The 23,551-nt window shown below is 63.3% G+C and carries 15 protein-coding genes and 1 pseudogene; 13 read left to right on the top strand and 3 right to left on the bottom strand.

The features are described from left to right. Positions 1–75: 75 nt before the first annotated feature. The 7 genes and pseudogenes from HL671_RS31470 (at position 76) to HL671_RS31440 (ending at position 11,012) form a co-directional block, all read left to right on the top strand. Positions 76–1,809: pseudogene (locus HL671_RS31470) on the top strand (chromosome partitioning protein ParB). 206 nt (positions 1,810–2,015) lie between these two features. After that, complete coding sequence (locus tag HL671_RS31465; RefSeq protein WP_172241899.1) at positions 2,016–6,329, top strand: strawberry notch family protein; 4,314 nt, start codon at positions 2,016–2,018, stop codon at positions 6,327–6,329. Further along, complete coding sequence (locus HL671_RS31460; RefSeq protein ID WP_172241896.1) at positions 6,329–7,381, top strand: DUF7146 domain-containing protein; 1,053 nt, start codon at positions 6,329–6,331, stop codon at positions 7,379–7,381. The genes HL671_RS31465 and HL671_RS31460 overlap by 1 nt, the downstream gene beginning before the upstream one ends. Before the next feature lie 327 nt (positions 7,382–7,708). Continuing rightward, a complete protein-coding gene (locus HL671_RS31455) occupies positions 7,709–8,644 on the top strand; it encodes a DUF2493 domain-containing protein (protein WP_172241893.1) in 936 nt (311 codons plus the stop codon). A 170-nt stretch (positions 8,645–8,814) separates the two neighbouring features. Continuing rightward, a complete protein-coding gene (locus HL671_RS31450; protein WP_172241890.1) occupies positions 8,815–9,279 on the top strand; it encodes a hypothetical protein in 465 nt (154 codons plus the stop codon). A 547-nt stretch (positions 9,280–9,826) separates the two neighbouring features. After that, a complete protein-coding gene (locus tag HL671_RS31445) occupies positions 9,827–10,147 on the top strand; it encodes a DUF736 domain-containing protein (RefSeq protein ID WP_172241887.1) in 321 nt (106 codons plus the stop codon). Positions 10,148–10,409: 262 nt separating this feature from the next. Further along, entirely contained in the window at positions 10,410–11,012 is a 603-nt protein-coding gene (locus HL671_RS31440; protein ID WP_172241884.1) for a hypothetical protein, read from the top strand. Positions 11,013–11,536: 524 nt separating this feature from the next. Here HL671_RS31440 and trpS read toward each other — a convergent pair. Both trpS and HL671_RS31430 read right to left on the bottom strand, forming a co-directional pair. Next, a complete protein-coding gene (trpS, locus tag HL671_RS31435) occupies positions 11,537–12,556 on the bottom strand; it encodes a tryptophan--tRNA ligase (RefSeq protein WP_172241881.1) in 1,020 nt (339 codons plus the stop codon). Positions 12,557–12,820: 264 nt separating this feature from the next. Next, a complete protein-coding gene (locus HL671_RS31430) occupies positions 12,821–14,401 on the bottom strand; it encodes a winged helix-turn-helix domain-containing tetratricopeptide repeat protein (protein WP_172241878.1) in 1,581 nt (526 codons plus the stop codon). Between the two features lie 138 nt (positions 14,402–14,539). Between HL671_RS31430 and HL671_RS31425 the strand changes: the two genes are divergently transcribed. From HL671_RS31425 to HL671_RS31400, 6 genes are all read left to right on the top strand, one after another. Beyond that, positions 14,540–15,289, top strand: coding sequence for an SDR family oxidoreductase (locus tag HL671_RS31425; RefSeq protein WP_172241875.1), 750 nt, complete (start codon positions 14,540–14,542; stop codon positions 15,287–15,289). Between the two features lie 60 nt (positions 15,290–15,349). Then, positions 15,350–16,303 carry a helix-turn-helix domain-containing protein gene (locus HL671_RS31420; RefSeq protein ID WP_172241872.1) on the top strand — a complete coding sequence of 318 codons (954 nt, stop codon included), beginning with the start codon at positions 15,350–15,352 and terminating at the stop codon, positions 16,301–16,303. Positions 16,304–16,402: 99 nt separating this feature from the next. After that, positions 16,403–17,392 (top strand): alpha/beta fold hydrolase, encoded by a 990-nt coding sequence (locus tag HL671_RS31415; protein ID WP_172241869.1) that lies wholly within the window; start codon positions 16,403–16,405, stop codon positions 17,390–17,392. 35 nt (positions 17,393–17,427) lie between these two features. After that, on the top strand, positions 17,428–18,633 hold the full coding sequence (locus HL671_RS31410) for an NAD(P)/FAD-dependent oxidoreductase (RefSeq protein ID WP_172241866.1): 1,206 nt from the start codon (positions 17,428–17,430) through the stop codon (positions 18,631–18,633). A 71-nt stretch (positions 18,634–18,704) separates the two neighbouring features. Then, entirely contained in the window at positions 18,705–19,622 is a 918-nt protein-coding gene (locus HL671_RS31405) for an MBL fold metallo-hydrolase (RefSeq protein ID WP_172241863.1), read from the top strand. Between the two features lie 779 nt (positions 19,623–20,401). Beyond that, positions 20,402–21,952 carry a sensor histidine kinase gene (locus tag HL671_RS31400; protein ID WP_312010769.1) on the top strand — a complete coding sequence of 517 codons (1,551 nt, stop codon included), beginning with the start codon at positions 20,402–20,404 and terminating at the stop codon, positions 21,950–21,952. 784 nt (positions 21,953–22,736) lie between these two features. On the opposite strand, the gene HL671_RS31395 is transcribed toward HL671_RS31400, so the two are convergent. Continuing rightward, positions 22,737–23,084: a VOC family protein gene (locus HL671_RS31395; protein ID WP_172241857.1), complete on the bottom strand. Its 348-nt coding sequence runs from the start codon at positions 23,082–23,084 to the stop codon at positions 22,737–22,739. Positions 23,085–23,551 lie beyond the last annotated feature (467 nt).

Here is a 23,551-nt window from a genome sequence, read left to right as displayed (position 1 = left end):
TCATCCAGCTAACAGGACACTTGACGCATAATCTAACCGCTTCATCCCCTGGATCAATTCCGTGCGTTCCAATCGCTGCGCGATAGCGGTCTCGGGGAGGAGGAGATCGCGGCGCGGCATTTTGTGACGGTTGCGGTCGTCAAGCAGCGGCTACGTCTGGCCGCGGTCTCGCCCGTGCTGCTCGATGTATATGCGGCCGAAGGCATGACGCTCGAGCAGCTGATGGCGTTTTCGGTGACGACGGATCATGCACGCCAACAGGAGGTCTGGGAGAAGGTCAGCCGCTCCGGTGGGGATACGCCCTACCAGATCCGCCGGCAGCTCATTGAGCAGACGGTGCGGGTGTTCGACCGAAGGGTTCAATTCGTCGGGGTCGACGCCTACGAGGCGGCGGGCGGGGCCGTGCTGCGGGATCTGTTCTAGGCCGACGATGGCGGCTGGCTGCAGGATGTCGCGCTGCTCGACCGGCTCGTCGCGGAAAAGCTCAAGACGCAAGCTGAGCGGATTGGCGCGGAGGGCTGGAAATGGATCGCGGCCGCCGTCGATTTCCCGTTCGGACATACGCATGGCTTTCGCGAGCTGCACGGAGAGCCCGCCGAACTCACCGCTGACGAGCAGGCAGTTGTTGAAGCGCTGCGAACCGAGCAGGCCAAGCTCGAGGCTGACTATGGCCAGGCCGACGAGTTGCCCGAGGGCGTCGATCGGCGTCTCGGTGAGATCGAGGCGGCGCTGCAGTCGTTCGACGATCGGCCGATGATCTACGATGCCGCCGAGATGGCGCGGGCCGGCGCGTTCGTCAGCATCGACTCCGAGGGCAGCCTCCGTGTCGCCCGTGGCTTCGTCCGTCCAGAGGATGAGGTCGAGGCGACCAGCGAAGAGCCGAATGTCGAAGCTGGTGACGACTACGATCACGGGACCGGCGTTCCTGACGTAGCGGGCAGGGGATCGGCGCCGACCATCGTCATCGGTAACGGCGAGCAGGATGGGCCGGATGAGGACGGGGAGGATGTCGAGCGCCCCTTGCCCGACCGGTTGGTCAGCGAGCTCTCAGCCTATCGCACGCTCGCCCTTCGCGATGCGCTAGGCCAGGAGCCTTCGATCGCGTTTCAGGCGGTGTTGCACAGCTTTGTGCTGGCGACATTCTATCCGTTCGGTTCGACGCTCAATTGCCTGGATATCTCGCTGCGTACGCCGAGCTTCCCGGCGCAGCCGCCGGGCTTGCAGGACAGCGCTCCGGCAAAGGCGATCGCCGCCCGTCACGCATACTGGAAGGCGAAACTGCCTGCCAGCGACAAGGACCTCTGGGCAGCGTTGACGGCGATGGACAGGTCAGCCCAGGCCGCGCTCTTCGCCCATTGTGCGTCGCAGGCGGTGAACGCGATCTTCGAGCCAGCCAACCGGGTGCACCAAGGCCGCCTGTCAGCCCACGGCGTTCGCGGCCGCCTCGACCAGGCTGAGCGGCTGTCGCGCGCCGTCGGGCTCGATATGGTCAGCGCCGGCTGGAAGCCCACCGTGGACAATTACCTCGGGCGCGTCACCAAGCACCGCATATTGCAGACGGTGCGCGAAGCGAAGGGCGAGGCTTCGGTTCAGCTCATCGCGCATCTGAAGAAGCCGGACATGGCAAGCGAAGCCGAACGGCTGCTCGAAGGCAGCCGCTGGCTGCCGGAGCCGCTGCGTGGCACCGAGGCGGACCTGACGCCTGAGGTCGAAGGTGCCGATGCCGACAGCCTGCCGGCATTCCTCAGCGAGGATGAGGAGGCAACGGAAGGCGCAGACGAAGTCGAGGAGATCGTTGCCGCGGAATGACCCTCGCCTGGGAAGGATCGCCTCGGGCCCGGAGAAATCGTCGATGGAAGCCCGGCCAGCTAGGCCGGGCTTTTTTCATTGAGGTCACCGTCTCCTCGAGCGGGTCGAGAGTGAGAGAGGCGGAGCAGGGCGGGTGAGGCCGCTGGGGCAGAGAGAGCATTCGGCGGCGCTCTTCCGCATCCCGCTCTCCTCCGAGGTTCCTCGACATGATCACCGAGACGAGCTGCCCTACGGCATCCTTCGCGCTCCTTGCGCGCGGCAAGGCCGTCCTTCGTGCAGCTGAGTTGCTGCTACCAATCCTCGCCCGCGGCGAGCGCATCGATGCAAGGTGCCTGCGCCTGACTATGCAGACCGCATTTGGCGCCAGTGACGCCGACGGAAGCTGGGATTGGAAGACGGCGTACGAGGCCTGCGAGGTCGCCGCTGTTCTGTTCCTGGCCAAGTACGGTCCGGCGATGATCAAGGTGAGCCATGGCTTGCCCTCAGCTATGCTGCCGATGGTCGCAAAGATTGCAGCCCTTCTGCCGAGCCATACCAGGCGCTCACTGGAGAGCCAGAGTTTTCAGCAGTTCTCGACGCCGTTGCCGCTGGCGCTCGCCGTGGCCGCGGCGGCGCAAGTGACATCGGCGGATCGCGTGCTCGAACCCTCAGCGGGGACGGGGAGCCTGGCTGTCTTCGCGGAGCTCGCCGGCGGCTCGCTCCTGCTCAATGAGCTCGCTGCAAGCCGCGCCGCCTTGCTCGATCTGGTGTTCCCGGCCCTGAACGTGACGCGTTTCGATGCCGCGCAGATCGATGATCATCTCGATGCCGCCTGCGTTCCAAGCGTCGTCTTGATGAACTCGCCGTTCTCGGCGACCGCGAATGTGGATCGCCCTCTGGCCGATACGACGTTGCGCCATGTTTCTTCGGCGCTCGCAAGGCTCGGAGATGGAGGACGGCTGGTTGCAATCACGTCCGCCGGTTTTGCGCCGGACAATCCGACCTGGACGGACGCCTTCGTATGTCTGCAGGAGCGAGGCCGCCTCGTGTTCTCTGCTGCGATCGATGGCGACGTCTATGCGCGGCAGGGGACGACGACGACCACACGGCTGCTCGTGATCGACAAGCAGCCGGCGCCGGATCCTCGTGTCTTTCCGCAGTCGGCCGGGATGGCGCCCGACGTGAGGACCTTGTTTGGTTGGATCACGGCGCTCGTGCCGCCGCAGCTGCCCATGTCGGGCCGCTTTGTTGCGCATGTGGATGCAAGTGCCGATCGGCGTCCCAGAGACCGGCGCGTATTGGCCTCTCCCTGCTCCTCTCCATCGCCCATGTCGTTCGAGCCTGCGGGCTGTGAGCTCGCTTACGAGCTGGTAAATGATGTGCCCGCGGAGGGACCCCGCCTGACTGACGCGCTGTACGAGGCGTATCAGCTGCAGTCGATCCGAATCCCCGGCGCGCAGCCGCATCCGACGAAGCTCGTGCAATCCGCAGCTATGGCCTCCGTCGCGCCACCCAAGCCGTCTTATCGGCCGCATCTGCTGCCTGCGCTCATGGCCGATGGCGTCCTGTCTGACGCGCAGCTCGAAAGCATCATCTATGCCGGCGAGGCGCATGCTGGCTTTCTGGCTGGTGTCTGGACTGTCGACGAGACTTTCGACCAGGTTCGTGCGGTCAGCGAGGATGCCGAGGGCGAGGTACGCTTCCGGCGCGGCTGGTTCCTCGGCGACGGCACGGGCGCGGGGAAAGGCCGCCAGGTTGCGGGCATTCTGCTCGATAATTGGCTGAAGGGCCGGCGCCGGGCGATCTGGGTCAGCAAGTCCGACAAGCTGATCGAGGACGCCCAGCGCGACTGGGCGGCGCTCGGCATGGAGCGGTTGCTGGTCACGCCGCTGTCGCGCTTCCGCCAGGGCACGCCGATCCGGCTGGATGAAGCCATCCTTTTTACGACCTATGCCACGCTACGGACCGACGAGAAGGCCGAGAAGCTTTCCCGCGTCCGCCAGATCGTCGACTGGGTGGGGCGCGACTTCGACGGCGTGATCATCTTCGACGAGAGTCATGCGATGCAGAACGCCGCAGGCAATAAGGGCGATCGGGGCGAGCAGGCGGCTTCACAGCAGGGGCGCGCCGGATTGAGACTGCAGCACGCGCTGCCCAATGCCCGCATCGTCTACGTCTCGGCAACAGGCGCGACCACCGTCCATAATCTGGCTTATGCCCAGCGGCTTGGACTGTGGGGCGGCGCGGACTTCCCGTTTGCGACCCGTGCGGATTTCGTGGCGGCGATCGAGGAGGGCGGGGTCGCAGCCATGGAGGTGATGGCCAGGGATCTCAAGGCGCTCGGGCTCTATGCCGCACGGTCGCTGTCCTTCGAGGGTATCGAATACGAGCTGCTCGAGCACCGGCTGACGGACGAGCAGGTCAGGATCTACGACGCCTATGCCGAGGCCTTCGCGGTCATTCACAACAATCTCGAGGCTGCGATGCGCGCGGCCAACATCACCGGCGCAACGGGCACGCTGAACGCGCAAGCCAAATCCGCAGCGCGCTCGGCCTGTGAATCCGCCAAGCAGCGTTTCTTCGGGCATCTCCTGACCTCGATGAAGACGCCGACGCTGATCAACGCGATCAAGCGTGATCTCGAAGCCGGCCATGCCGCAGTCATCCAGATCGTCTCGACCGGCGAAGCCCTGATGGAGCGCCGCCTTGCCGAGATCCCGACCGAGGACTGGGGCGACGTCCAGGTCGACATCACGCCCCGCGAATATGTTCTGGACTACCTCGCCCATTCCTTCCCGGTTCAGCTCTACGAGCCGTTCACGGACGGCGAGGGCAATTTGTTGTCGCGGCCGGTCTATCGCGACGGCCAGCCGGTCGAGAGCCGCGAGGCGGTCGCGCGCCGCGACCAGATGATCGAGCATCTCGCCTCGCTGGCTCCGGTGCCCGGCGCACTCGATCAGATCGTTCAGCGCTTCGGCACCGACGAGGTCGCCGAGGTCACTGGCCGGTCGCGACGGATCATCCGCATCCGCGATCGGATGGCGGTTGAGACCAGAACGGCCTCCGCCAACCTTGCCGAGGCCGCAGCCTTCATGGATGACCAGAAGCGCATCCTGGTGTTCTCGGATGCTGGCGGCACAGGGCGCAGCTACCACGCCGAGCTCTCGGCCAAGAACAAGCGGCTGCGGGTGCACTATCTGTTGGAGCCGGGCTGGAAGGCGGATGCCGCGATCCAGGGGCTTGGGCGGACCAACCGCACCAACCAGGCCCAGCCGCCGCTGTTTCGCCCGATCGCAACGGATGTGAAGGCCGAGAAGCGCTTTCTCTCCACGATCGCGCGCCGGCTCGACACCTTGGGCGCGATCACCCGTGGTCAGCGCCAGACCGGTGGGCAGGAGCTGTTCCGTCCCGAGGATAATCTCGAAAGCCCGCACGCGCGCGATGCGCTGCGTCAGCTCTACGGCCTCCTGGCTCGCGGCCAGGTCGGCAGCTGCTCGCTGCAGCGGTTCGAGCAGGCCACGGGATTGAAGCTGACCGATGAGAACGGTCTACGCGACGAGCTGCCCCCGATCACGACGTTCCTGAACCGGCTGCTCGCGCTGACGATCGAGCTGCAGAACATCCTGTTCACGGTGTTCGAGCAGTTGCTCGCGGCGCGGATCGAGGGCGCGATCGCGTCCGGGACTTACGATGCAGGCTTGGAGACGCTCCGCGCCGAAAGCTTCGTCGTCAAGGAGCGGCGCACGATCTACACCCATCCCGCCACTAGCGCCGAAACTCATCTCGTCACCATCGTCCAGCGCGATCGCAACCGGCCAATGCCGCTGAACGAGGCCTTGGAGCGGCTGCTGCAGCGGCGAGCCGTTCCGCTGCGCAATACTCGCTCTGGGCGCGCGGCGATCCAGGTGCCGGCGCCCAGCTGGCTGCTTGACGACGGCGAGATCGAACCGCGCGTCCATCTGATCGGACCGATGGGACGTCGCACTCTGCCGCTCGCCAAGCTGGTCGAGCATGATTGGGGCGAGACGGACCGTGAGCAGTTCAAGGCCGCCTGGAGCGCGGAGCTCGCGTCCATTCCGGAGTTTGCGACCACCACGATCTACCTGGTCACCGGCCTGCTGCTGCCGATCTGGAAGCGGCTGCCTCAGGAGTCCACACGGGTCTACCGGCTACAGACTGACGCAGGCGAGCGCATCATCGGTCGTAAGGTGCCGCTCGGTTGGTTCACAGCAGTGTCGACTGAGGCGCCGGCGCTCGCTCCCGAGCACGCGTTCACGGCTCTGCTGCATGAAGGCTGCGTCCTCGACCTTCAAGAGGGGCTCCAGCTGCGCAGAGCGCGCGTCATGGGTGTCAATCGGATCGAGCTGTCGGGCTTCTCTGACAGCTTGAGGGATTGTCTCAGGGCCTACGGACTGTTGGGCGAGATCATCTCGTGGAAGCTGCGGATGTTCGTGCCGACCGATGCAAGTGGCCCAACGATCCTCGCCAAGGTCCTGGAGCGTTTTCCGATCGCTGACGTTCGTGGGCGGGAGCGACCGTGATGGCAGAGGACGCGTCCGAGCTGGCGCGCCGCCTCGCGCGTGAGGCCGAGGCGGTGTGCCGACATTACCTATCCAACGGCCGACGTGAGGGACGCTATTGGCTGGTCGGTGATGTCAACAACACGCCCGGCCGCTCGCTGTTCGTGCGGCTACATGCGTCCTCGAAGGGACCGCCCGGCAAATGGACGGATGCTGCGACCGGCGAGCACGGCGATCTGCTGGACGTCATCGGAACGACGTGCGGCTTTCGCAGCTTTCGTGAGATTGCCAATGAGGCGCGGCGGTTCCTGAAGCTGCCGGACTGGCAACGTGAACCGGCGATCGATGCTGAGGCAGCCCGGCGTCCCCGCAACTCCACCAGAGCGGCTCGCCGGCTGTTTGGGATGGCGCAACCGCTGCCTGGTACGCTCGGCGAGGCCTATCTTGCTCATCGCGGGATCGATTTGAGCGTCAGCACTGACGCGCTGCGCTTCCATCCTCGCTGCTTCTATCGGCCGGACGGCGCCGCTGACGTCGAGACATGGCCAGCTCTGATTTCCGCCGTTACGGACCTGACGGGCCGCATTACCGGCGTCCATCGCACCTGGCTCGATCCTGAGGGCTTCGACGATCGCAGGCTAGGTAAGGCCCCGATCGATACGCCGCGGCGGGCGATGGGCGACCTGCTTGGACACGCCGCTCGTTTCGGGATTACTGATGACGTCATGGCGGCCGGCGAGGGCATCGAGACCATGCTGTCATTGCGGACGGTGCTGCCATCCCTGCCGGTTGCCGCAGCGCTCTCCGCCAACCATCTCGCCACGCTGCTGTGGCCGGTCACGCTGCGCCGGCTCTATGTCGCAGTCGACGCTGACGCTGCCGGGATCAATGCGGCAAAGGCGTTGACGGTAAGAGCGCTGGACGCCGGCATCGAGGCGATCGCCTTGTGCCCGCGCCTTGGGGATTTCAACGAAGATCTGCGCGCATTCGGGAAAGCCCAGCTCCGGGACATGCTGCGCCATCAGCTGTTGCCGGGGGACGACGCGCGCTTCCTGGACGTGATCTCGGCCTGAACGTCGGTCCCACGTCGGGGGCTGCTCTGCGATCGCAACTCGTGGGTGGGCGAGAGGATCTCATCTGAGCCTCCGAGAGCCGCGCCGGGGCCTTCATCAGAGGCGATCGGACGGCAGACGGTCCGGTCCGGCAATGGCGGTTCGCGCCTATTTTCCGCCGGCCCGCGTGCGGGCCTTTGCATCGCGAAACAAAATAGCCGCGCACCGCCATCCTCCGCTGTCGCTCCGGCCCGCGATCAGCGGGTTCTGGTCCGGTCCGCCCGCCGTCTTGGAGATCGCTATGGAAGGCCGCGATCGGCGCGGTCAGAGATCACAGACGAGATCCCCATGTCCGACCACCACGACGAAATGCGTGAGCCGCACGACACCCGCTCGACGACCGACGACGCTTTGGCCGAACTCCAACTGTATGGCTACCGGCCCTTCGACGACGAGCCGGATCCGCGTCCGCTGCCGGAGGGCAGGGCCATCGCCGGCGCGGTTGCCGACATCTTCGACGCCCTGGTGGCGACGCTCTCCGACACACGTCTCGAGCCCGAGCTCAAGGATCTCTTGTGGTCGACGGTCAACCTGTTTCACCGTGCGACGATACGCATCGAGCGCGAGCTCGACGACAACGAGCAGGCGCAGCGATCGAGCCAACGTGAGCAGAACGGCTCGGAGGTCCGCTCTGTCGAGCTTGAGCGGCTGACGTCGGAAGGGCTGTCGCTGGTCGAGCGCCGCAACGCCATGGAGCTGTTCCGCGACCTCGCCGCTGAGGCCTTCGAACTGCATACGCGATCGCCGTGGCGCCCGCGATCGGGCTCGCAGGTCAACCATCGCACGCTGACAGCTGCCATGATCGACTCCCGCGACTTCTTCGCCGCGAAGCGACGCGCCGAGACCGAGGTCATGCTGCCGCCGGGTCCGAAGATCGCACTCACCGGCGGAGCTGACTTCAATGATGTCGCGCTCGTGTGGGACCGGCTCGACAAGGTCCACGCCAAGCATCCCGACATGGTGCTCTTGCACGGTGGCTCGCCGAAAGGCGCCGAGCTGATCGCTTCCAAATGGGCCGCGAACCGGAAGGTGCCGCAGATCGCCTTCAAGCCCGACTGGACGAGGCACAACAAGGCAGCACCGTTCAAGCGCAACGACGCCATGCTGGAGACGCTTCCGATCGGCGTAATGGTCTTCCCCGGCTCGGGGATCCAGGGCAACCTCGCCGATAAGGCCCGTCGTCTCGGCATTCCCGTCTGGACCTTTGGGAAAGGCGGCGCGTGAGCGCCGTCAACTCCTCAACGCTTTGTCGATCTCACAACGCGTCGGACGCCGCTTGAGCGTCGGCGTGACTCTCCGCAACTTTGTCCAAATCAGGATACATATTGTTTGGATCGCGCCGCGGTGGTGGTGGAAGGCGCATCCCGTCATAGCTTTGCACGGAGGCCACCGCCATGCCCGCGATTGCTCTCATCCTTGGACTGGTCAGTGTCGGACTATTGTGCCGCGCGCTGTTTGAGCTGGCTGTTCACGCTCTCCCGTTCTTCGTTGCGGTCAGCACCAGCATGGCGGTCCTGAGTGCAGGCGTCGGGATCGCCGGGGCATTTTTGGTCGGCCTCACCGCGGCGGCTCTCACCCTGGCCATCGGCCGGGTTCTGTTCGTAACCTCACGATCCCCGCTGATCCGCGCCTCCGTAGCAGCTGCCTTTCTCGTGCCGGCAGCAATGGCCGGCCGTCACACGGCACTAGGTGTTGCCTTCCTTGCTGGGCCATCTCCGCTCTTGCGTGAGATCATCGGTTGGTTGGGTGCGTTCCTGTCGGGCGGATGCGCTCTGCACGAGTTGCTCAATCACGATCTGCCCCGCCCGTTGCGGTCCGAGGCGGGCGGCGATCGGTCGCTCCACTCTTCGCGGCTGTGAACCTGGCCTGGGCAGACTAGCCGCCTGGGCCTCGAACGGTCGACGACGTTGTACGCAAGTACGAATGTGCTCAGCTGAGCGAAGGCGGGCCACTCCGAACTGGAGCTTGCGACCCACCGCAGAACGATCTTACCGGCGCAAAGCATTGGCTGACCGGCTCACGGCAGGTTCGCTGTCACGGGACTGAGACCGTTACGCGCTTTTCTCGTCGGCGGCTTCTGATCGTACGCTTGGCTTGCCCGCCGCCTTGTGCGGCCGCGGCTGACCACGTCTCTCCTGGAAGCTGATCGGGACGGCGACGCACCTTGCCTCGTGATGGCTTGATCTGGCCGAAGACCGGCTGCGCCTCGATCGCCTGAGCGCAACGCCGCCGGCCAACTTTCTTCCCCTGGGCGAAGCCGCCCATTCCTCGCGGGACAAGAAAGTCGTCCGGCGTCGTCCTCCGCTGCCGCTCCGGCCCTTCGGGTGCGCCGTCGATCGCCGTTCGCCCGAGATACGCCATCGAGGCCGCGGTGGTCGCGGCCCGAACCAGCCAAGGAGAGACAACATGGCTTCCATCGGTTCCTTCAAGAAGGTCGGCGACGATTTCCAGGGCGAGATCATCACCCTGAGCCTCAAGGCCAAGGGCGTACGCATCGTCCCCGAAGCCAACCGCTTCAGCGAGAACGCGCCCAGCCACCGCGTCTACGCCGGACGAGTGGAGATCGGAGCCGCCTGGGCGCGACGCTCCGAAGAGGGACGCGACTATCTCTCGCTCAAGCTCGACGACCCCTCGTTCAACGCCCCGATCTACGCCAACCTGTTCGACGACGAGGGCGGCGAAGGCTACACGCTCCTCTGGTCGCGGCCGCGCAAGACGGCGGAGTGAGACGACTGCGCCCCGCTCGGATCGTCCGGGCGGGGCCACGATCCACCGTGCTTTAGCGTGGCGCTGCTGCGACCGGTCAAGGTCCAAAAGCGGACGCTACTTAGTCAAAGCCGAAGGTCCGACATGGGCCAGAAGCGGAACTTCGGTAACAACCCGACTCATGCCAAGAGATCGGAGACGCTTCCGTATCTGTTGATCGTTGGCGGCCGCCGACCACCAGTGCTACCGTCGAGATAAGAGAAGCTCGAAACTAGGCGATCACATGGGTGCATTTAAGCCAGGCCAGCAAAGCTTCTACGCAGACCTTCTGGCGAAGACCGAGGCATCATTCGCGCTAACCGATATTCGAGGAAAAGGCGATCAGCCGTGCTGGCGATATTCCAAAAGCGAGCCCGAGACGAGTTGTCTCTTCGTCGGCCGCGCGAGCGACGGAAAGGACGTGGTCATCGGCTTGGAAGTACGGCCGTCAGGAACGTTGGGCATCTCCTTAGGCGAACTTCGCGTCTCTCGCGATAAGGTCGAGCATGAGGAATTTGGCTGGGTTCGCTTGGATAGGGTCGTCACGAACCTCGCACCGGAGATTTCGCCGCACGCGCTCGAACAGGCGGCGAACGACATGAAAGCCGCAATCAGGGGGGCGTCGTGGCAAGTCACGAGGAAAGACATCGATGGGACACCGAAGCGTTTCGAGGCAAATGCCGAGACGTTCGGAGCATTTCGCGAAATCACCGTGCTAAATAGCACAACGGCCGTTTTTCGGGCGACACAGGTCGTACGAACGCCAAACTGGGCCGAAAGCTTCTCTTACCTATTCCGAGTTCAGAGCGCGCCTCTTCCGGCGGCGTTGAAACGAGTCAGCCAGTAATTCTCAAAAGTCAGAGACGGCAATTCTGGGCTAACAGGCGAGGTTATTCGAACGGTTACTTGAGTCACCGATCATTGAGTGTGATGGCTATTATGACGCCAGGAAAGGCCCAAAGCATCGCCGTGACTTCGAGCCTAATGGTCCAGAGGCGATAAGACTCTCCCATCCGAGTGAAGCTATCTGGGTCGGTTAAAATGGTAAATCCACGCCTCCATCCAACGCGAGGCAGTGGCCTACCTGGAATGTGGCATTTGAGCATTTTGGATTGCAGGATGCTGGCTACTATCAGCAGTGCAAACCAGACCCCAAGCCAGATGTAAAAGATCAAACGAACACACGCCCCCCCCCACTACGGTCATAGATAATATCGCCAGGCCCATGGAGTCCGCAATGGGTCAAAAGCGGCCTATCGGGTGTCTGACGGCCTACTTCCGGTTGAACTCAGAGAGCAGACGTTGGAAGCGATGACCGGAACGTCCGAGGTGGGCCAAATCCGGACATACCCTGGCTTGACCGCAATCCGATTAATTCAGGGTGAATAGACCAAGCGCGGCGCGAACATCGCGCAAAGTCGCATCTGTGATCTCACGCGCTCGCGCAGTGCCGCGCTTGACGACTTGCAGCACATAGCCGGGATCACGGGCGAGTGCGCGGCGACGGTCTCGGATTGGCGCGAGAAGTGCCTGCAGCACGTCATCCAAACGTTTCTTCACAATGCTGTCGCCCAAGCCGCCACGAATATAGCGTGCCTTCAAATCCTCAACCGTAGTGTGATCTCCGTCGAACGCATCCAGGTACGTGAAAACCACGTTGCCTTCGATGCGACCTGGGTCGGATGCCTTTACATGGCTTGGATCAGTGAACATACGCCGGACAGCCTTACGTATTTCATCGGCCGTGGCTGATAGCTGAATAGCATTGCCCCGCGACTTGCTCATTTTGGCTTTGCCGTCGATGCCCGGAAGTCGTCCGACGGGAGGAATGAGGGCGCGGGATTCGGGCAACACTTCAAAGCCAGCTTGGCGATTGATGCGGCGAACGACTTCATTGGTTTGCTCGATCAAAGGAGCTTGATCTTCCCCAACCGGGACAATTGTCGCTTTGAAACCGGTGATGTCAGCGGCCTGGGCGACGGGATAGCAGAGAAAGCCTGCTGGAATATCCCTGCCAAAACCTCGCGCCTGGATTTCGTCCTTGATGGTCGGGTTGCGCTCAAGCCGCGCCACCGTGACAAAGTTCATGTACAGCAGGGTCAAATCGGCAAGCGCCGGGAGATGCGATTGAAGACAGATCGTGGTCAGGTTCGGGTCGATCCCAACAGCCAGGTAATCTGTCGCGATCTCAAGGACATTGTCACGCACCCGACCAGGGTTGTGCGCGTTGTCCGTGAGTGCCTGGGCATCCGCCAGCAGCAGGTACTGCTGGTGCGTCGTCTGTAGGGTGACGCGGTTCTTCAACGAACCGACGTAGTGCCCCAGGTGCAACGGGCCAGTGGTTCTGTCGCCGGTCAAGATAACAGGAAGGGTGGTTGACGAATGTTGCATCGCGGTTCTCCAGATAAGAACCGCCATTCAATCGGACTGTTGATGCAAGCAACCTCGCAAGCCGATGAACGGCGGCGACGGTTGGGTGAATGACAAAGCCGTGCCGCTCCTAAGTGGAGCGCCACCACAAGTTCGCGAACGTGATCACGACGACAGTCATGCAGCCGATATTGACGAAACTTCCGAGGAAAGCAAGTCGGCTTGATGTCTCAAATGGGTCAGAAGCGGACCGCAGCGTTCGATCCACGCGTCGCAAAAGTGCGCTCAGTCCGGCAGGCCCGTTAGCCGCAGCCCCTTCTTGAACGTAGCCCGATGTTCAGGCCGCTGGATCGGTATCCAATCCTCCAGCTTGGAGATCCGAAACGTGGGATGCAGCTTGAGCAGATGAGCGGCTGCGTCTTTTGCCCGCGGCATCCGCCCGGTAAGCGCATGCGACGTGATGATAATGAGCACGACGAACCCCGAACTCGGCATCTGCCGGAACGACCGCTCGGCCCAATCCACAGCCAGGTCGAACCGCTCCGCGAACAGATGTGCCATTGCCATGCCGGCCTGCATCCGGAACATCTCCGGATCGAGCGGGCTGAACCGCATCGCGCGCGAGAAGAATTCGACGGCGCTCTCGGAATTACCGCACAAGACCCGCAGGAAGCCACCCAGGAACCAGGCCGCCGCCAGATTGGGGTTGAGCAGCAGGGCCCTGTCGAGCAATGCAACCGCGCCTTCCAGATCGCCAGCCAGATGGGCCAGCGTATGCCCCGCGCGGGTGAGCGCGACGGCATCATCCCTGCCCAATTCGATCGCCGAGCGAGCCAGCCGAATGCCTTCAGCGTACTCCCGCGACTGGTCGGTCATCCAGCCGTTGATCTTGCGCAGGCAATAGCACCACGCCGCCATCGCGTGCGCCGAGGCAAAGTCGGGATCGAGCGAAAGCGCCTTCTCAAACAGCGGCAAAGCTTCGTCGATAGCCTCTCGCGTCCCGCGATACAGATGCGGCATGGCGCGCAGATAATGATCATATGCGCTCAGATTCCCGGTCGGCTTTCGCCGGGCGCGTTCGATTTCCGCGCGTTCGAGTTGCGAGGCGATCACCCCGACGATGCTGGTTGCGATTTGGTCCTGAAGCTCGAACAGATCGCCGATCGTCTCTTCGAATTTGTCCGCCCACACATGAGTGCCGGTCGTCGCGTCTACGAGTTGCCCGGTGATGCGCACCCGGTTGGCGGATCGCCGCACGCTGCCTTCGACGACGTAGCGCACGCCGAGCTCGCGGCCGACCTGCTGCTCGTTCACGGTGCGGCCCTTGTAGGTGAAGCTCGAATTGCGGGCGATCACGAACAGCCAGCCGATCCGCGACAATGCGGTGATGATGTCTTCGACGATGCCGTCGGCAAAATACTCCTGCCCGGGATCGCCGCTGAGGTTGCGAAACGGCAGCACCGCGACGGAGGGAGCATCCGGGAGTGACAGCGTCGGCTGCTGGTCGACCGCCGAAGAATGCGATCGGGCGGCGTCTGCGGCGCTGGCGCCCACCTCATCCTGCCGGACCTCGCCGATAAAGCGCAGTCCTTTGCGCGAAATCGTCCGGATCAGGCGCTGCTCCTTGCCGCTATCGCCGACCGCCCGGCGCACCGCGTTGACGTGACTCGTCAGCGTCGATTCGGAGACGATGCGACCGTCCCAGACGGCGGCCAACAGATCGTCACGCGTCACGACCTGATCCCGGTTGCGAACCAGGTAGAGCAGAAGGTCGAAAACTTTCGGCCCGACCGCGACGAGCTGCGAGCCACGGGTCAGCTCGCGCCGCTCAGCATCCAGGCAAAAATCTTCGAATAGGAAAAGCAAAGCCGCTCCGCTTGGACGACAATCCAATGAGAATTGAAGGGTAATTCAAGCCGTCTGCAAGGCTTTCCTGCTCGGCCTCGCCCATCCTCGCCGTCGTGGCCAGGTCGTCTCCGGCCGGGAAAGTCGAGGAAAATCAGCATGAAGATCGTTGTCATTGGGGGAGCCGGCCTGATTGGGACAAAACTTGTGAGCCTGCTGCGCCGCAAGGGTCACGTGGTCGTCCCGGCCTCCCCCCGCACGGGCGTCGACGCCGTCACCGGTGAGGGGCTCGACCTTGCGCTGTCAGGCGCGGACGTTGTCGTCGATGTCGCCAATTCACCGTCGTTCGAGGACGATGCGGTTCTGGAATTCTTCACGAGGTCCACCCGCAACGTGCTTGCGGCCAAGGCTACCGCGGGCGTGCAGCACTATGTCGCGCTGTCCGTCGTCGGGACCGATCGCCTTAAGAATTGCGGCTATTTCCGCGGCAAGCTCGCTCAGGAGCATCTGATCCGCAGTTCAGGTCGTTCCTACAGCATTCTCCGGGCCACCCAGTTTTTCGAGTTTGCCGGTCACATCGTCGAGACCTCCACGAACGGAGGAGTCGCCCGGCTGTCGCCGGCGCTGTTTCAGCCGGTCGCCGCGGACGATGTCGCTGCCGCACTCGCCGACGTGGCGCTGGCCGCGCCGATCAACGGCATAGTCGAACTGGCTGGCCCGGAGCAGCTCAGCCTCGACGATTTCGGCCGCCGATACCTCGCCGCCATCAACGACCCGCGCAAGGTCGTCGCCGATATCCACGCCCGCTATTTCGGTGCGGAGCTGGACGACCGATCGCTCACGCCGGGCGACCATCCGCGGCTCGGAGCCATCCGCTTCGAAGATTGGCTGTCCTCCCTTCGCCAGTAACGCAGCGCGGCCGGCGGTGCTCTCCGGCAATCGCTACACCGCTCATCCCGCGAGATGAACATGACCAAGTCTGTTCCATACGATCTTGACGGTGAGGAGACGGCGGCCGCGCCCGAACCGCGCGATCCTGTTCGCCCGTCGGCCGACCGCCCTCTCGCGGACGCCGAGATGGCCCGCGTGCTCGGCACCGAGCCGTTTCGCATGGCCCTGGACGCGGTCGGCGGCGGCGTGACGCACTGGAAGCACGACCCGCTCCACGACGTCGTCGAGCCGATGACCCATCACGTCATCATGGCCTACAACGGCGTGGTTCAGCGCATGGAGCGGCGGTCGGGAAGGTTCGTCTCGGCAGGCACGTTTCGTCCCGGTGTCGTCATCATCATCCCCGAAGGCGCGAGCTCGCGATGGGACATCCCCAAGCCGGTAGATGTCGTCCAGCTCTATCTTCCGCACAGCACGCTGGTGCGCGTGGCCGACGAAGCCGGAACCACGAGGCCGGCCGATCTCCTCGAACGGACCGCGCATCCCGACGCGATCACGTCCCGCCTGCTGCTGAGCGCCGCGGACGTCCTGGAAGGCAACGAGGCCCTCGACTCGCTGTTTAGGCAGCAACTCACCGACCTGCTCGCCACGCGTATGCTGGCCGCACACGCCGGCGCGCCGACGGCAGTCCAGCCCATCGTCGGCGGTCTGGCGCCGAGAGTGCTGATGCGCGCCATCGAGCGGCTTCGCTCGGAGAGCGAAGCGGACGTCTCGCTTGCGGCGCTCGCCGCGGACGCCGGCCTGTCGCGCTTCCATTTCTGCCGCGCGTTCAAGGAAAGCACCGGGCTCTCGCCCCATGCCTGGCTCCGCCAGCGCCGGCTCGAGCAGGCGATGCAAATGCTGCGCGACCCGGACGTGTCCGTCGTCACGGTTGCGGCCGCGCTCGGTTACGCCTCGCAGACCGCGTTTGCCGCAGCATTCAAGCGGCTGACCGGTGACACGCCGACCGATTGGCGCCGGCGGATGCGGTAGCAGCAATTGCTCTTTAGTCGCCGCAACCGCGCTGGGGCACCGGCACGCAGGGTTCGTTAGATCCGCATCGTGTCCAAGCCTATCAACCGGAGATGACCAATGCCCTTGAACAAGCCGCTCAACCGGATTGCGAACACGACGCGCCGAAAGATCCTCGCGACCTCGGTGATGTCGGCCGTCTCGCTCAGCGTCCGCTCCACGACCGCGATCGGTGACGAGTCGAGAAGCTCGACCATCGCTGCGCAGGCGGCGGATCCGGCGGCGTTCGTGACGACCAAAGACGGCGTGAAGATTTTCTACAAGGACTGGGGGCCGAAATCGGGCCAGCCCATCGTATTCCATCACGGCTGGCCGCTCTCTTCCGACGACTGGGATACGCAAATGCTGCATTTTGTCGGCAAGGGGTTTCGCGTGATCGCCCACGATCGCCGCGGTCACGGCCGCTCGAGCCAGGTCGGCGACGGCCACGATATGGATCACTACGCGGCCGATGCTGCCGCCGTGGTCGATCATCTTGATCTGCGGAATGCGATCCATGTCGGACATTCCACCGGCGGCGGCGAAGCCGTCCGCTACGTCGCGCGTTACGGCCGCGGCCGCGTCGCCAAGCTCGTGCTGATCAGCGCCGTGCCGCCGCTGATGGTTAAGACGGAGAGCAATCCCGGCGGCTTGCCGATCAACGTTCTCGACGGATTGCGCCGGCAACTCGCTGCCGGCCGGGCGCAGTTCTATCTGGACTTCGCGAGCGGTCCGTTCTTTGGCTACAACCGCCCCGGTGCCACGGCGTCGCAGGCGGTGATCTGGAATTGGTGGCGTCAGGCCATGAGCGGCGGCGCCAAGGCGCATCTCGACGGCATCAAGGCTTTCTCCGAAACCGACTTCACCGAAGACCTCAAGGCCATCGCGGTGCCGACCCTCGTCCTGCATGGCAGCGACGACCAGATCGTGCCCGTCGCGGACTCGGCGCCGCTGTCGGCGAAATTGCTGAAGACCAGCTCCCTGAAGATCTACGACGGCCTGCCGCACGGCATCTGCACCACCCATGCAGCGATCGTGAATGCCGATCTGTCGGCGTTCATCGCTGGCTGATCCCCTGCATCCAATTCAATCAAAGGAAACACAACATGCGACTGGTCATCATCGGTGCCGGTTTCGCCGGCATGTACGCAGCATTGTCCGCCGCGCGGCTGCGCGGCGTCCACGGCGTTTCGCCCGAGGCGCTGGAGATTACGCTGATTGCCCCGGAACCCACCTTGGTCGTCCGTCCGCGGCTCTACGAACCAAACCCTGAAACGCTGACGGCGCCGCTGTTGAATCTACTAAAGGCGGTCGAAGTGGACTACGTGAAGGGCACAGCCGAGACGGTCGACGCTGCGGCACGCGAAGTCGGGATCGCGGCGGCCGGCGGAAAACGAACGCGGCTCGGCTACGACCGCCTTGTCGTGGCCACCGGCAGCCGGTTGTTTCGTCCGAGCATTCCCGGCCTTGCCGAGCACGGTTTTAGCGTCGACTCGCTGCCCGACGCGGTGGCCCTTGACAGGCACCTGTACGGACTGGCCGGGCGGCCGGCGGGAAATGGCCGCGACACGGTGGTCGTGGCCGGCGGCGGGTTCACGGGCATCGAGGTCGCCACCGAGATGCCCACGCGGCTTCGCGCCATTCTCGGACCGGATGCGCGGCCGCGCGTCGTCATCGTCGAGCGCAATTCGGTCATCGCTCCGGACATGGGCGAAGCCGCGCGTCCCGTCGTTGAGGATGCGCTGAGGCGGATCGGTGTGGAAACACGGCTCGGGGTCGGCGTTTCGTCGCTCGACCAATCCGGCGTGACCTTGTCGGGTGGCGAGCACATCGCAGCCGAAACCGTGATCTGGGCCGCCGGCATGCGTGCCGCGCCCCTGACCGCGCAGATTCCAGCCGAGCGCGACAGTTTCGGCCGGCTGCTTGTCGACCGCGACCTGCGCGTGCCGAGCGCGGCGGGCATCTTCGCGACGGGCGACGCCGCGCGCGCCGCCTGTGATGATGCCGGTAACTACGCGCTGATGTCGTGCCAGCATGCCACACGGATGGGCGCCTTTGCCGGGAACAACGCCGCCGCCGAACTGCTCGGCGTTCCGACCACGCCTTATCACCAGGAGGCCTACGTCACCTGCCTCGATCTCGGCGAGGCCGGCGCCCTGTTCACACGCGGCTGGGATCGGACGGTCGAGCTGGTCGGTGACCAGGCGAAGAAGACCAAGCGGGAGATCAACACCGTCTGGATCTACCCGCCGCTTGCCGAACGTGCTGCCGCGCTCGCCTCCGCCGATCCGGAACGCGTCACGGATCTCTGACCGCCTCACCGAATGAGCCGGACGTCTTCAGGGATGAACCAAGCTTCAATAACCTGCAACAGGAGACCAACATGGATCTGCAAAACACCTCACACCTCGTCACATCGAAGCCGGATGAACTGGTGCCGTCGCGCTACGCCCTAAAGGTCGGCGAGATCGACGTGCTGGTGATCAGCGACGGGGTGCTCCCGCTGCCGACCACGATGCTCGGGCACAACGCCGCACCGTCGGAGCGAGCCGCCTGGTTCAAGGACATGTTCCTTCCGACCGACGCCTTCGATTGGGCACTGAATGCCGTCGTCGTCCGGAGCGGCGGCAAGACCATCCTGATCGATGCCGGGCTCGGGTCAGATCCCGACCTGAACCTGCCGCGAGCGGGACAGCTGATCAGACGCCTGGACGCCGCCGGCATCGATCTCGCGTCCGTCACCGACGTCGTGCTGACCCATATGCACATGGATCACGTCGGCGGCCTGCTCGTCGAGGGCGTAAAGGACCGGCTGCGGCCAGACCTGCAGATCCACGTTGCGGCTGCCGAAGTCGAATTCTGGCGGGCGCCGGATTTTTCGCGAACGGCGATGCCGGAAGGCTTCCCGGACGCGCTACGCGCAGCCGCGAAGCGGTTCGCGAAGGAGTACCACAACCAGATCCGGCAATTCGACGAGGAGCACGAAGTCGCGCCGGGCGTCGTCGTCCGCCGCACCGGCGGTCACACCCCGGGACACAGCATCGTCCGGCTGATGTCCGGCGGCGAAGCGATGACCTTCGCGGGCGACGCGGTGTTCACGGTCGGCTTCGACCATCCCGATTGGCACAACGGCTTCGAGCACGATCCGGACGAGGCCACGCGCGTTCGCGAGGGGCTGCTGCGGGACTTGGCGAAGACGGGCGAGCTACTGGTCGCCACCCATATGCCGTTCCCGTCCATCGGGCGCGTCGGGCGCGAAGGCAACGTGTTTCGGTTCGTGCCGATCTCCTGGGACTATTAATCGTTCGCCGGATTGAATCTGGACTGCGGTGCAGGACGTCACCAGCGAAGTGCTGCCTGCGCCGCAGTTTGCGCCGTCATTCGACGACGGCGGTGTCAACTGAATTTACATTGCGAGTGGGGTCGACAGACCAAGAAAGCTGGCGGGCGAATCGCGAAAATCTATCTTGGGTTGAAATAAAACGGATTTCGAATTTTAGCGTGCTTAGTCAAGTGCGCGTCCGAGGTAAAGACATCTGTGATCATAGAGGTATGATCCGGGACGGTCAGAGTCTGTCGGCGTCGCTCTGCCAGCTGCTTGCCGAGTTCTAAAGCTTCCTTGGCGCAGTCTGTACGCGGAGAGCGGCGAATAACGCGGACCGGACGGAGCCCAGCCCAGCCGTCAGTCGCTCTGTAAGGAAATGCTTGAGGGGTTCCCGTCCGCCGAAATGCTGGATAAAAATGTGCGCTGAGGGCTGAAATGGGCAGTCAATGCGTGACGACATGACAACATTCCTAAGCGGCGGGGGACGGATGGGCGAGCTTGTCCGCCTTTTCGACTGGAGGACTAATCCACTCGGGCCTCCGGAATCGTGGCCGCAATCCCTTCGTTCGGCGCTGTCCATTTGCCTGTCTTCGAGCTTTCCGACGGCGATATATTGGGGGCCGGACCTTAGGCTCCTTTACAATGACGCGTGGTCTGTCATCCCCGCCGAGCGCCATCCTTGGGCTCTCGGCCGTCCGGCAAAGGAGGTCTGGTCCGACATCTGGCACGTCGTTGGCCCGCAGTTCGAGAACGTTGTGGCCACCGGTGAAGGCTTTTCCGCCTATGACGAAATGCTGCCAATGATGCGTGGCGGCAGCCTACAGGAAACCTACTGGAACTACAGTATCAGCCCGATCCGCGGCGAAGATGGCGAGGTTGCGGGCATCTTCAATCAAGGGAACGAAACGACTCAAATCGTCCTGGCGCGGCGTACTGCCCAGCAGGAAATTGCGCGTCTGTCTCTTATGTTCGAACAGGCGCCGGGCGCGACGGCCATTCTGCGCGGGCCAGGTCACGTCTTCGAAATCGCAAACCCCGCTTACTTGCAGCTGGTGGGCCGTAAAGACATCCTCGGCAAATCGGTAGATCAGGCCGTGCCCGAGGTCGCATCGCAAGGTTTCATCGACCTACTCGACACCGTCTACCAGAGCGGAGTGCCTTACGCCGGGCGAGCGATTCCGGTCATCCTCGAGCGAAATGGCATTCGCGAGCAACGGCATCTCGACTTCGTCTATCAGCCGATAACAGACGGCGCGGGCGAGCGGTACGGCATCTTCGTGCAGGCGACCGATGTAACGGACACGATCCAGGCCGTTGCTGCTCTTCGCGAGAGCGAGCAACGTTACCAAGCCATCGTGAACTCCATCGACCAGATGATCTGGTCGACGCTGCCCGACGGTTATCATGATTATTACAACGACCGTTGGTACGAATACACAGGCATGCCCAAAGGTTCGACCGACGGTGAGGCCTGGAACGGAATGTTTCACCCCGACGACCAGGAGCGGGCCTGGAAACTGTGGCGCCACAGCCTGGCTACGGGCGCTCCCTATCACATCGAGTATCGGCTGCGGCACCGCTCGGGCGAATATCGCTGGGTGATCGGACGTGCACAGTGCATCCGCAACGAAGCGGGCGAGATCATCCGCTGGTACGGCACGTGCACCGACGTGCATGATCTGAAAATGGCCGAGGAGGCGCGCCAACTGCTGATGGAAGAGCTGAATCACCGGGTGAAGAACCTCTTCCAGCTTTTCAGCGCAATGGTGTCCATGACGGGCCGATCGACCAAGTCGACAGCTGAAATGGGCACAGCGCTTCAGGAGCGTTTGCAGGCGCTATCGCGGGCACATGACCTCGTCCGAATCGGCCGAGCGGATTCGATGCCAGCGCATTCGGTGTTGCTCCTCGATCTTGCTGAACAGATATTGGCACCGCATTTGAGTGGCGCGCAGCATGGCAAAGTGAGCTTGACCGGACCGGAAATCCTGCTCGGCGAAAAATCAACCTCCGCTATGGCGCTCATTCTGCATGAGCTTGCCACGAACGCTATCAAGTATGGCGCACTCGGTCATGCAGACGGCAAGGTGATCATCGGCTGGGAAATTGCTGGAGACCTCTTGATTCTGACTTGGAGCGAGCGCAATTCGTCTGCTGTGCTTGCCAAGCCGACCTCGACCGGTTTCGGCAGCAGGCTCATAAAATCTGCAGTCGAAGGGCAGCTCGGCGGAAAAGTCGATATCGTTTGGGAGCGGTCTGGCGTACAACTCCGCCTGGAACTAAGCCGGACACGGCTATGCGGCTGATGTTGTCGGCGCATTTCGTTCGACGCAGCAGTGGCTTACGACCGGTAGGCGTTTGAACGCGACGTTCCATCTGCTCTGGTTGCGTCGATAGATCCGACTTCGTTTGATGCTTCAACGGGGCAAAATCGGCGGTCACGACCGGTCTGGCGCACATCGAAAAATCGCGCCCGAAAGGTTGTCGGTGTCCGGCAAACTTCGCGCTGAGGTGGCTCTGTGCTGGTGTATTCCGCCCCATCCACCGCCCGCGTTCTCGCGGTGACAAGCGGAATCGCCATCGTTCCCAGTTGGCTTTGCTCAAACGTCGTTTTCGGCAACCCCTGCTGAATGGCATGGGAGGAAAGATTGAGCAATAACATCGGACACACTCATTCAAACACCACGCGTCAGATGTCCTGCTCCGGGTGGAGCTCAGCTTTCATCTTCAACAGTTCGGCAATCAAAGCGGCCAATCCGGTCAGAACCTGCTTGTCGGTGACCTGAGACTGCATCATCCGATAGCGATCTACTCTCCTTTCGATCTCGGCGCACTTCTCACACATGGCTGCCCCGGCGCAGGTCTCTACCAGGCGTCAATGGACAAATGGCGCAGCCGTTCCGTGGCTTAGAATAGATCAAATGCCTCCAACACGGGTTGAGGACACTAGAGGTCAGGCGCGCATAGCGCACTCGACAGGAACAAACCGCGAGCCCGAGAACGGGCAAGTCTGCTAAGGGGCACAAGCGACAGCATGGCGGAAACGCGCAATCCCCCGAGGGCCAAAACCGAAATGAGTTTCGGTGGCCTTCAGCTATCGACAACGTTTACGAGGTTGCCTGCTGGATCGCGAAAGAAGAACCGACGAAGTCCCCAGCTTTCTGAAACGGGGCCATAAACTATGTCCGCACCGGCTTCTCGAACCGCGCGCTCGGTCGCAGCGAGATCGGTCACTCCGATGGAGATGACGGGTAGCTCTGTGCCACCGCCGCCTTCAGACGCAGTGTGCAGCTCGATTTTCTGGCTAGTGGCGTTGCTCAGAAAAGTGATCCAGCCCATGTCGAGTGGTACATCGAGCTCGAACACCTGCTGATAGAACATTGCCAACGCGATGGGGTCACGAGTGGAGAGGTTGGCGACAATTCTCGTCACGACCATTTTCAGACTACTCCTTGCAATGGTGCCTCTGCACACGTCCGTCTATCAAAGTATAGCAAGTTGGCCTTGCCCCGCCGCTGTGATGGTCCGCTGTCGGGGCAGCTCTAAAGCCGGCTAACGGCAGCGACGATTTTGCGGACCGGCAACGGCTTTTGCAATCGGACGACATCTGCAAGGTCCCTCGGGATCACCTCAGGATCGTAGCCGTTCAGGAAGACGAATGGTACGCCGCGCGCCTTTAGCAGATGAGCGATCTCGAAGCGAGGCGCACCCCCGCCGAGATTGATGTCTAGCACAGCGTGGGTGGGTGTTGTCTCTGCAGGAGATCTCGGGTGGCTTCTTCGGTCGGGCAGAGCCCGAGTACGGCGGCTCCCGCCCCGCGCAATGCGGCGGCGGTGTCACCGGCCATATAGTCGTCGTCCTCGACCACGAGGATCCGTCGGCTGGTCAGGCCAGGCGCATTCGTC

The organism is Bradyrhizobium denitrificans (assembly GCF_013179005.1).
Taxonomy (GTDB): Bacteria; Pseudomonadota; Alphaproteobacteria; order Rhizobiales; family Xanthobacteraceae; genus Bradyrhizobium; species Bradyrhizobium denitrificans.
The sequence above is the reverse complement of the archived record's forward strand: the minus strand, read 5'-3'. Positions and strand labels throughout refer to the sequence as shown.

Coding starts and splice junctions, on each gene's coding strand:
- HL671_RS31465 (WP_172241899.1), top strand. CDS start 2,016: ATGATCACCGAGACGAGCTGCCCTACGGCATCCTTCGCGCTCCTTGCG.
- HL671_RS31460 (WP_172241896.1), top strand. CDS start 6,329: ATGGCAGAGGACGCGTCCGAGCTGGCGCGCCGCCTCGCGCGTGAGGCC.
- HL671_RS31455 (WP_172241893.1), top strand. CDS start 7,709: ATGTCCGACCACCACGACGAAATGCGTGAGCCGCACGACACCCGCTCG.
- HL671_RS31450 (WP_172241890.1), top strand. CDS start 8,815: ATGCCCGCGATTGCTCTCATCCTTGGACTGGTCAGTGTCGGACTATTG.
- HL671_RS31445 (WP_172241887.1), top strand. CDS start 9,827: ATGGCTTCCATCGGTTCCTTCAAGAAGGTCGGCGACGATTTCCAGGGC.
- HL671_RS31440 (WP_172241884.1), top strand. CDS start 10,410: ATGGGTGCATTTAAGCCAGGCCAGCAAAGCTTCTACGCAGACCTTCTG.
- trpS (WP_172241881.1), bottom strand. CDS start 12,556: ATGCAACATTCGTCAACCACCCTTCCTGTTATCTTGACCGGCGACAGA.
- HL671_RS31425 (WP_172241875.1), top strand. CDS start 14,540: ATGAAGATCGTTGTCATTGGGGGAGCCGGCCTGATTGGGACAAAACTT.
- HL671_RS31420 (WP_172241872.1), top strand. CDS start 15,350: ATGACCAAGTCTGTTCCATACGATCTTGACGGTGAGGAGACGGCGGCC.
- HL671_RS31415 (WP_172241869.1), top strand. CDS start 16,403: ATGCCCTTGAACAAGCCGCTCAACCGGATTGCGAACACGACGCGCCGA.
- HL671_RS31410 (WP_172241866.1), top strand. CDS start 17,428: ATGCGACTGGTCATCATCGGTGCCGGTTTCGCCGGCATGTACGCAGCA.
- HL671_RS31405 (WP_172241863.1), top strand. CDS start 18,705: ATGGATCTGCAAAACACCTCACACCTCGTCACATCGAAGCCGGATGAA.
- HL671_RS31395 (WP_172241857.1), bottom strand. CDS start 23,084: ATGGTCGTGACGAGAATTGTCGCCAACCTCTCCACTCGTGACCCCATC.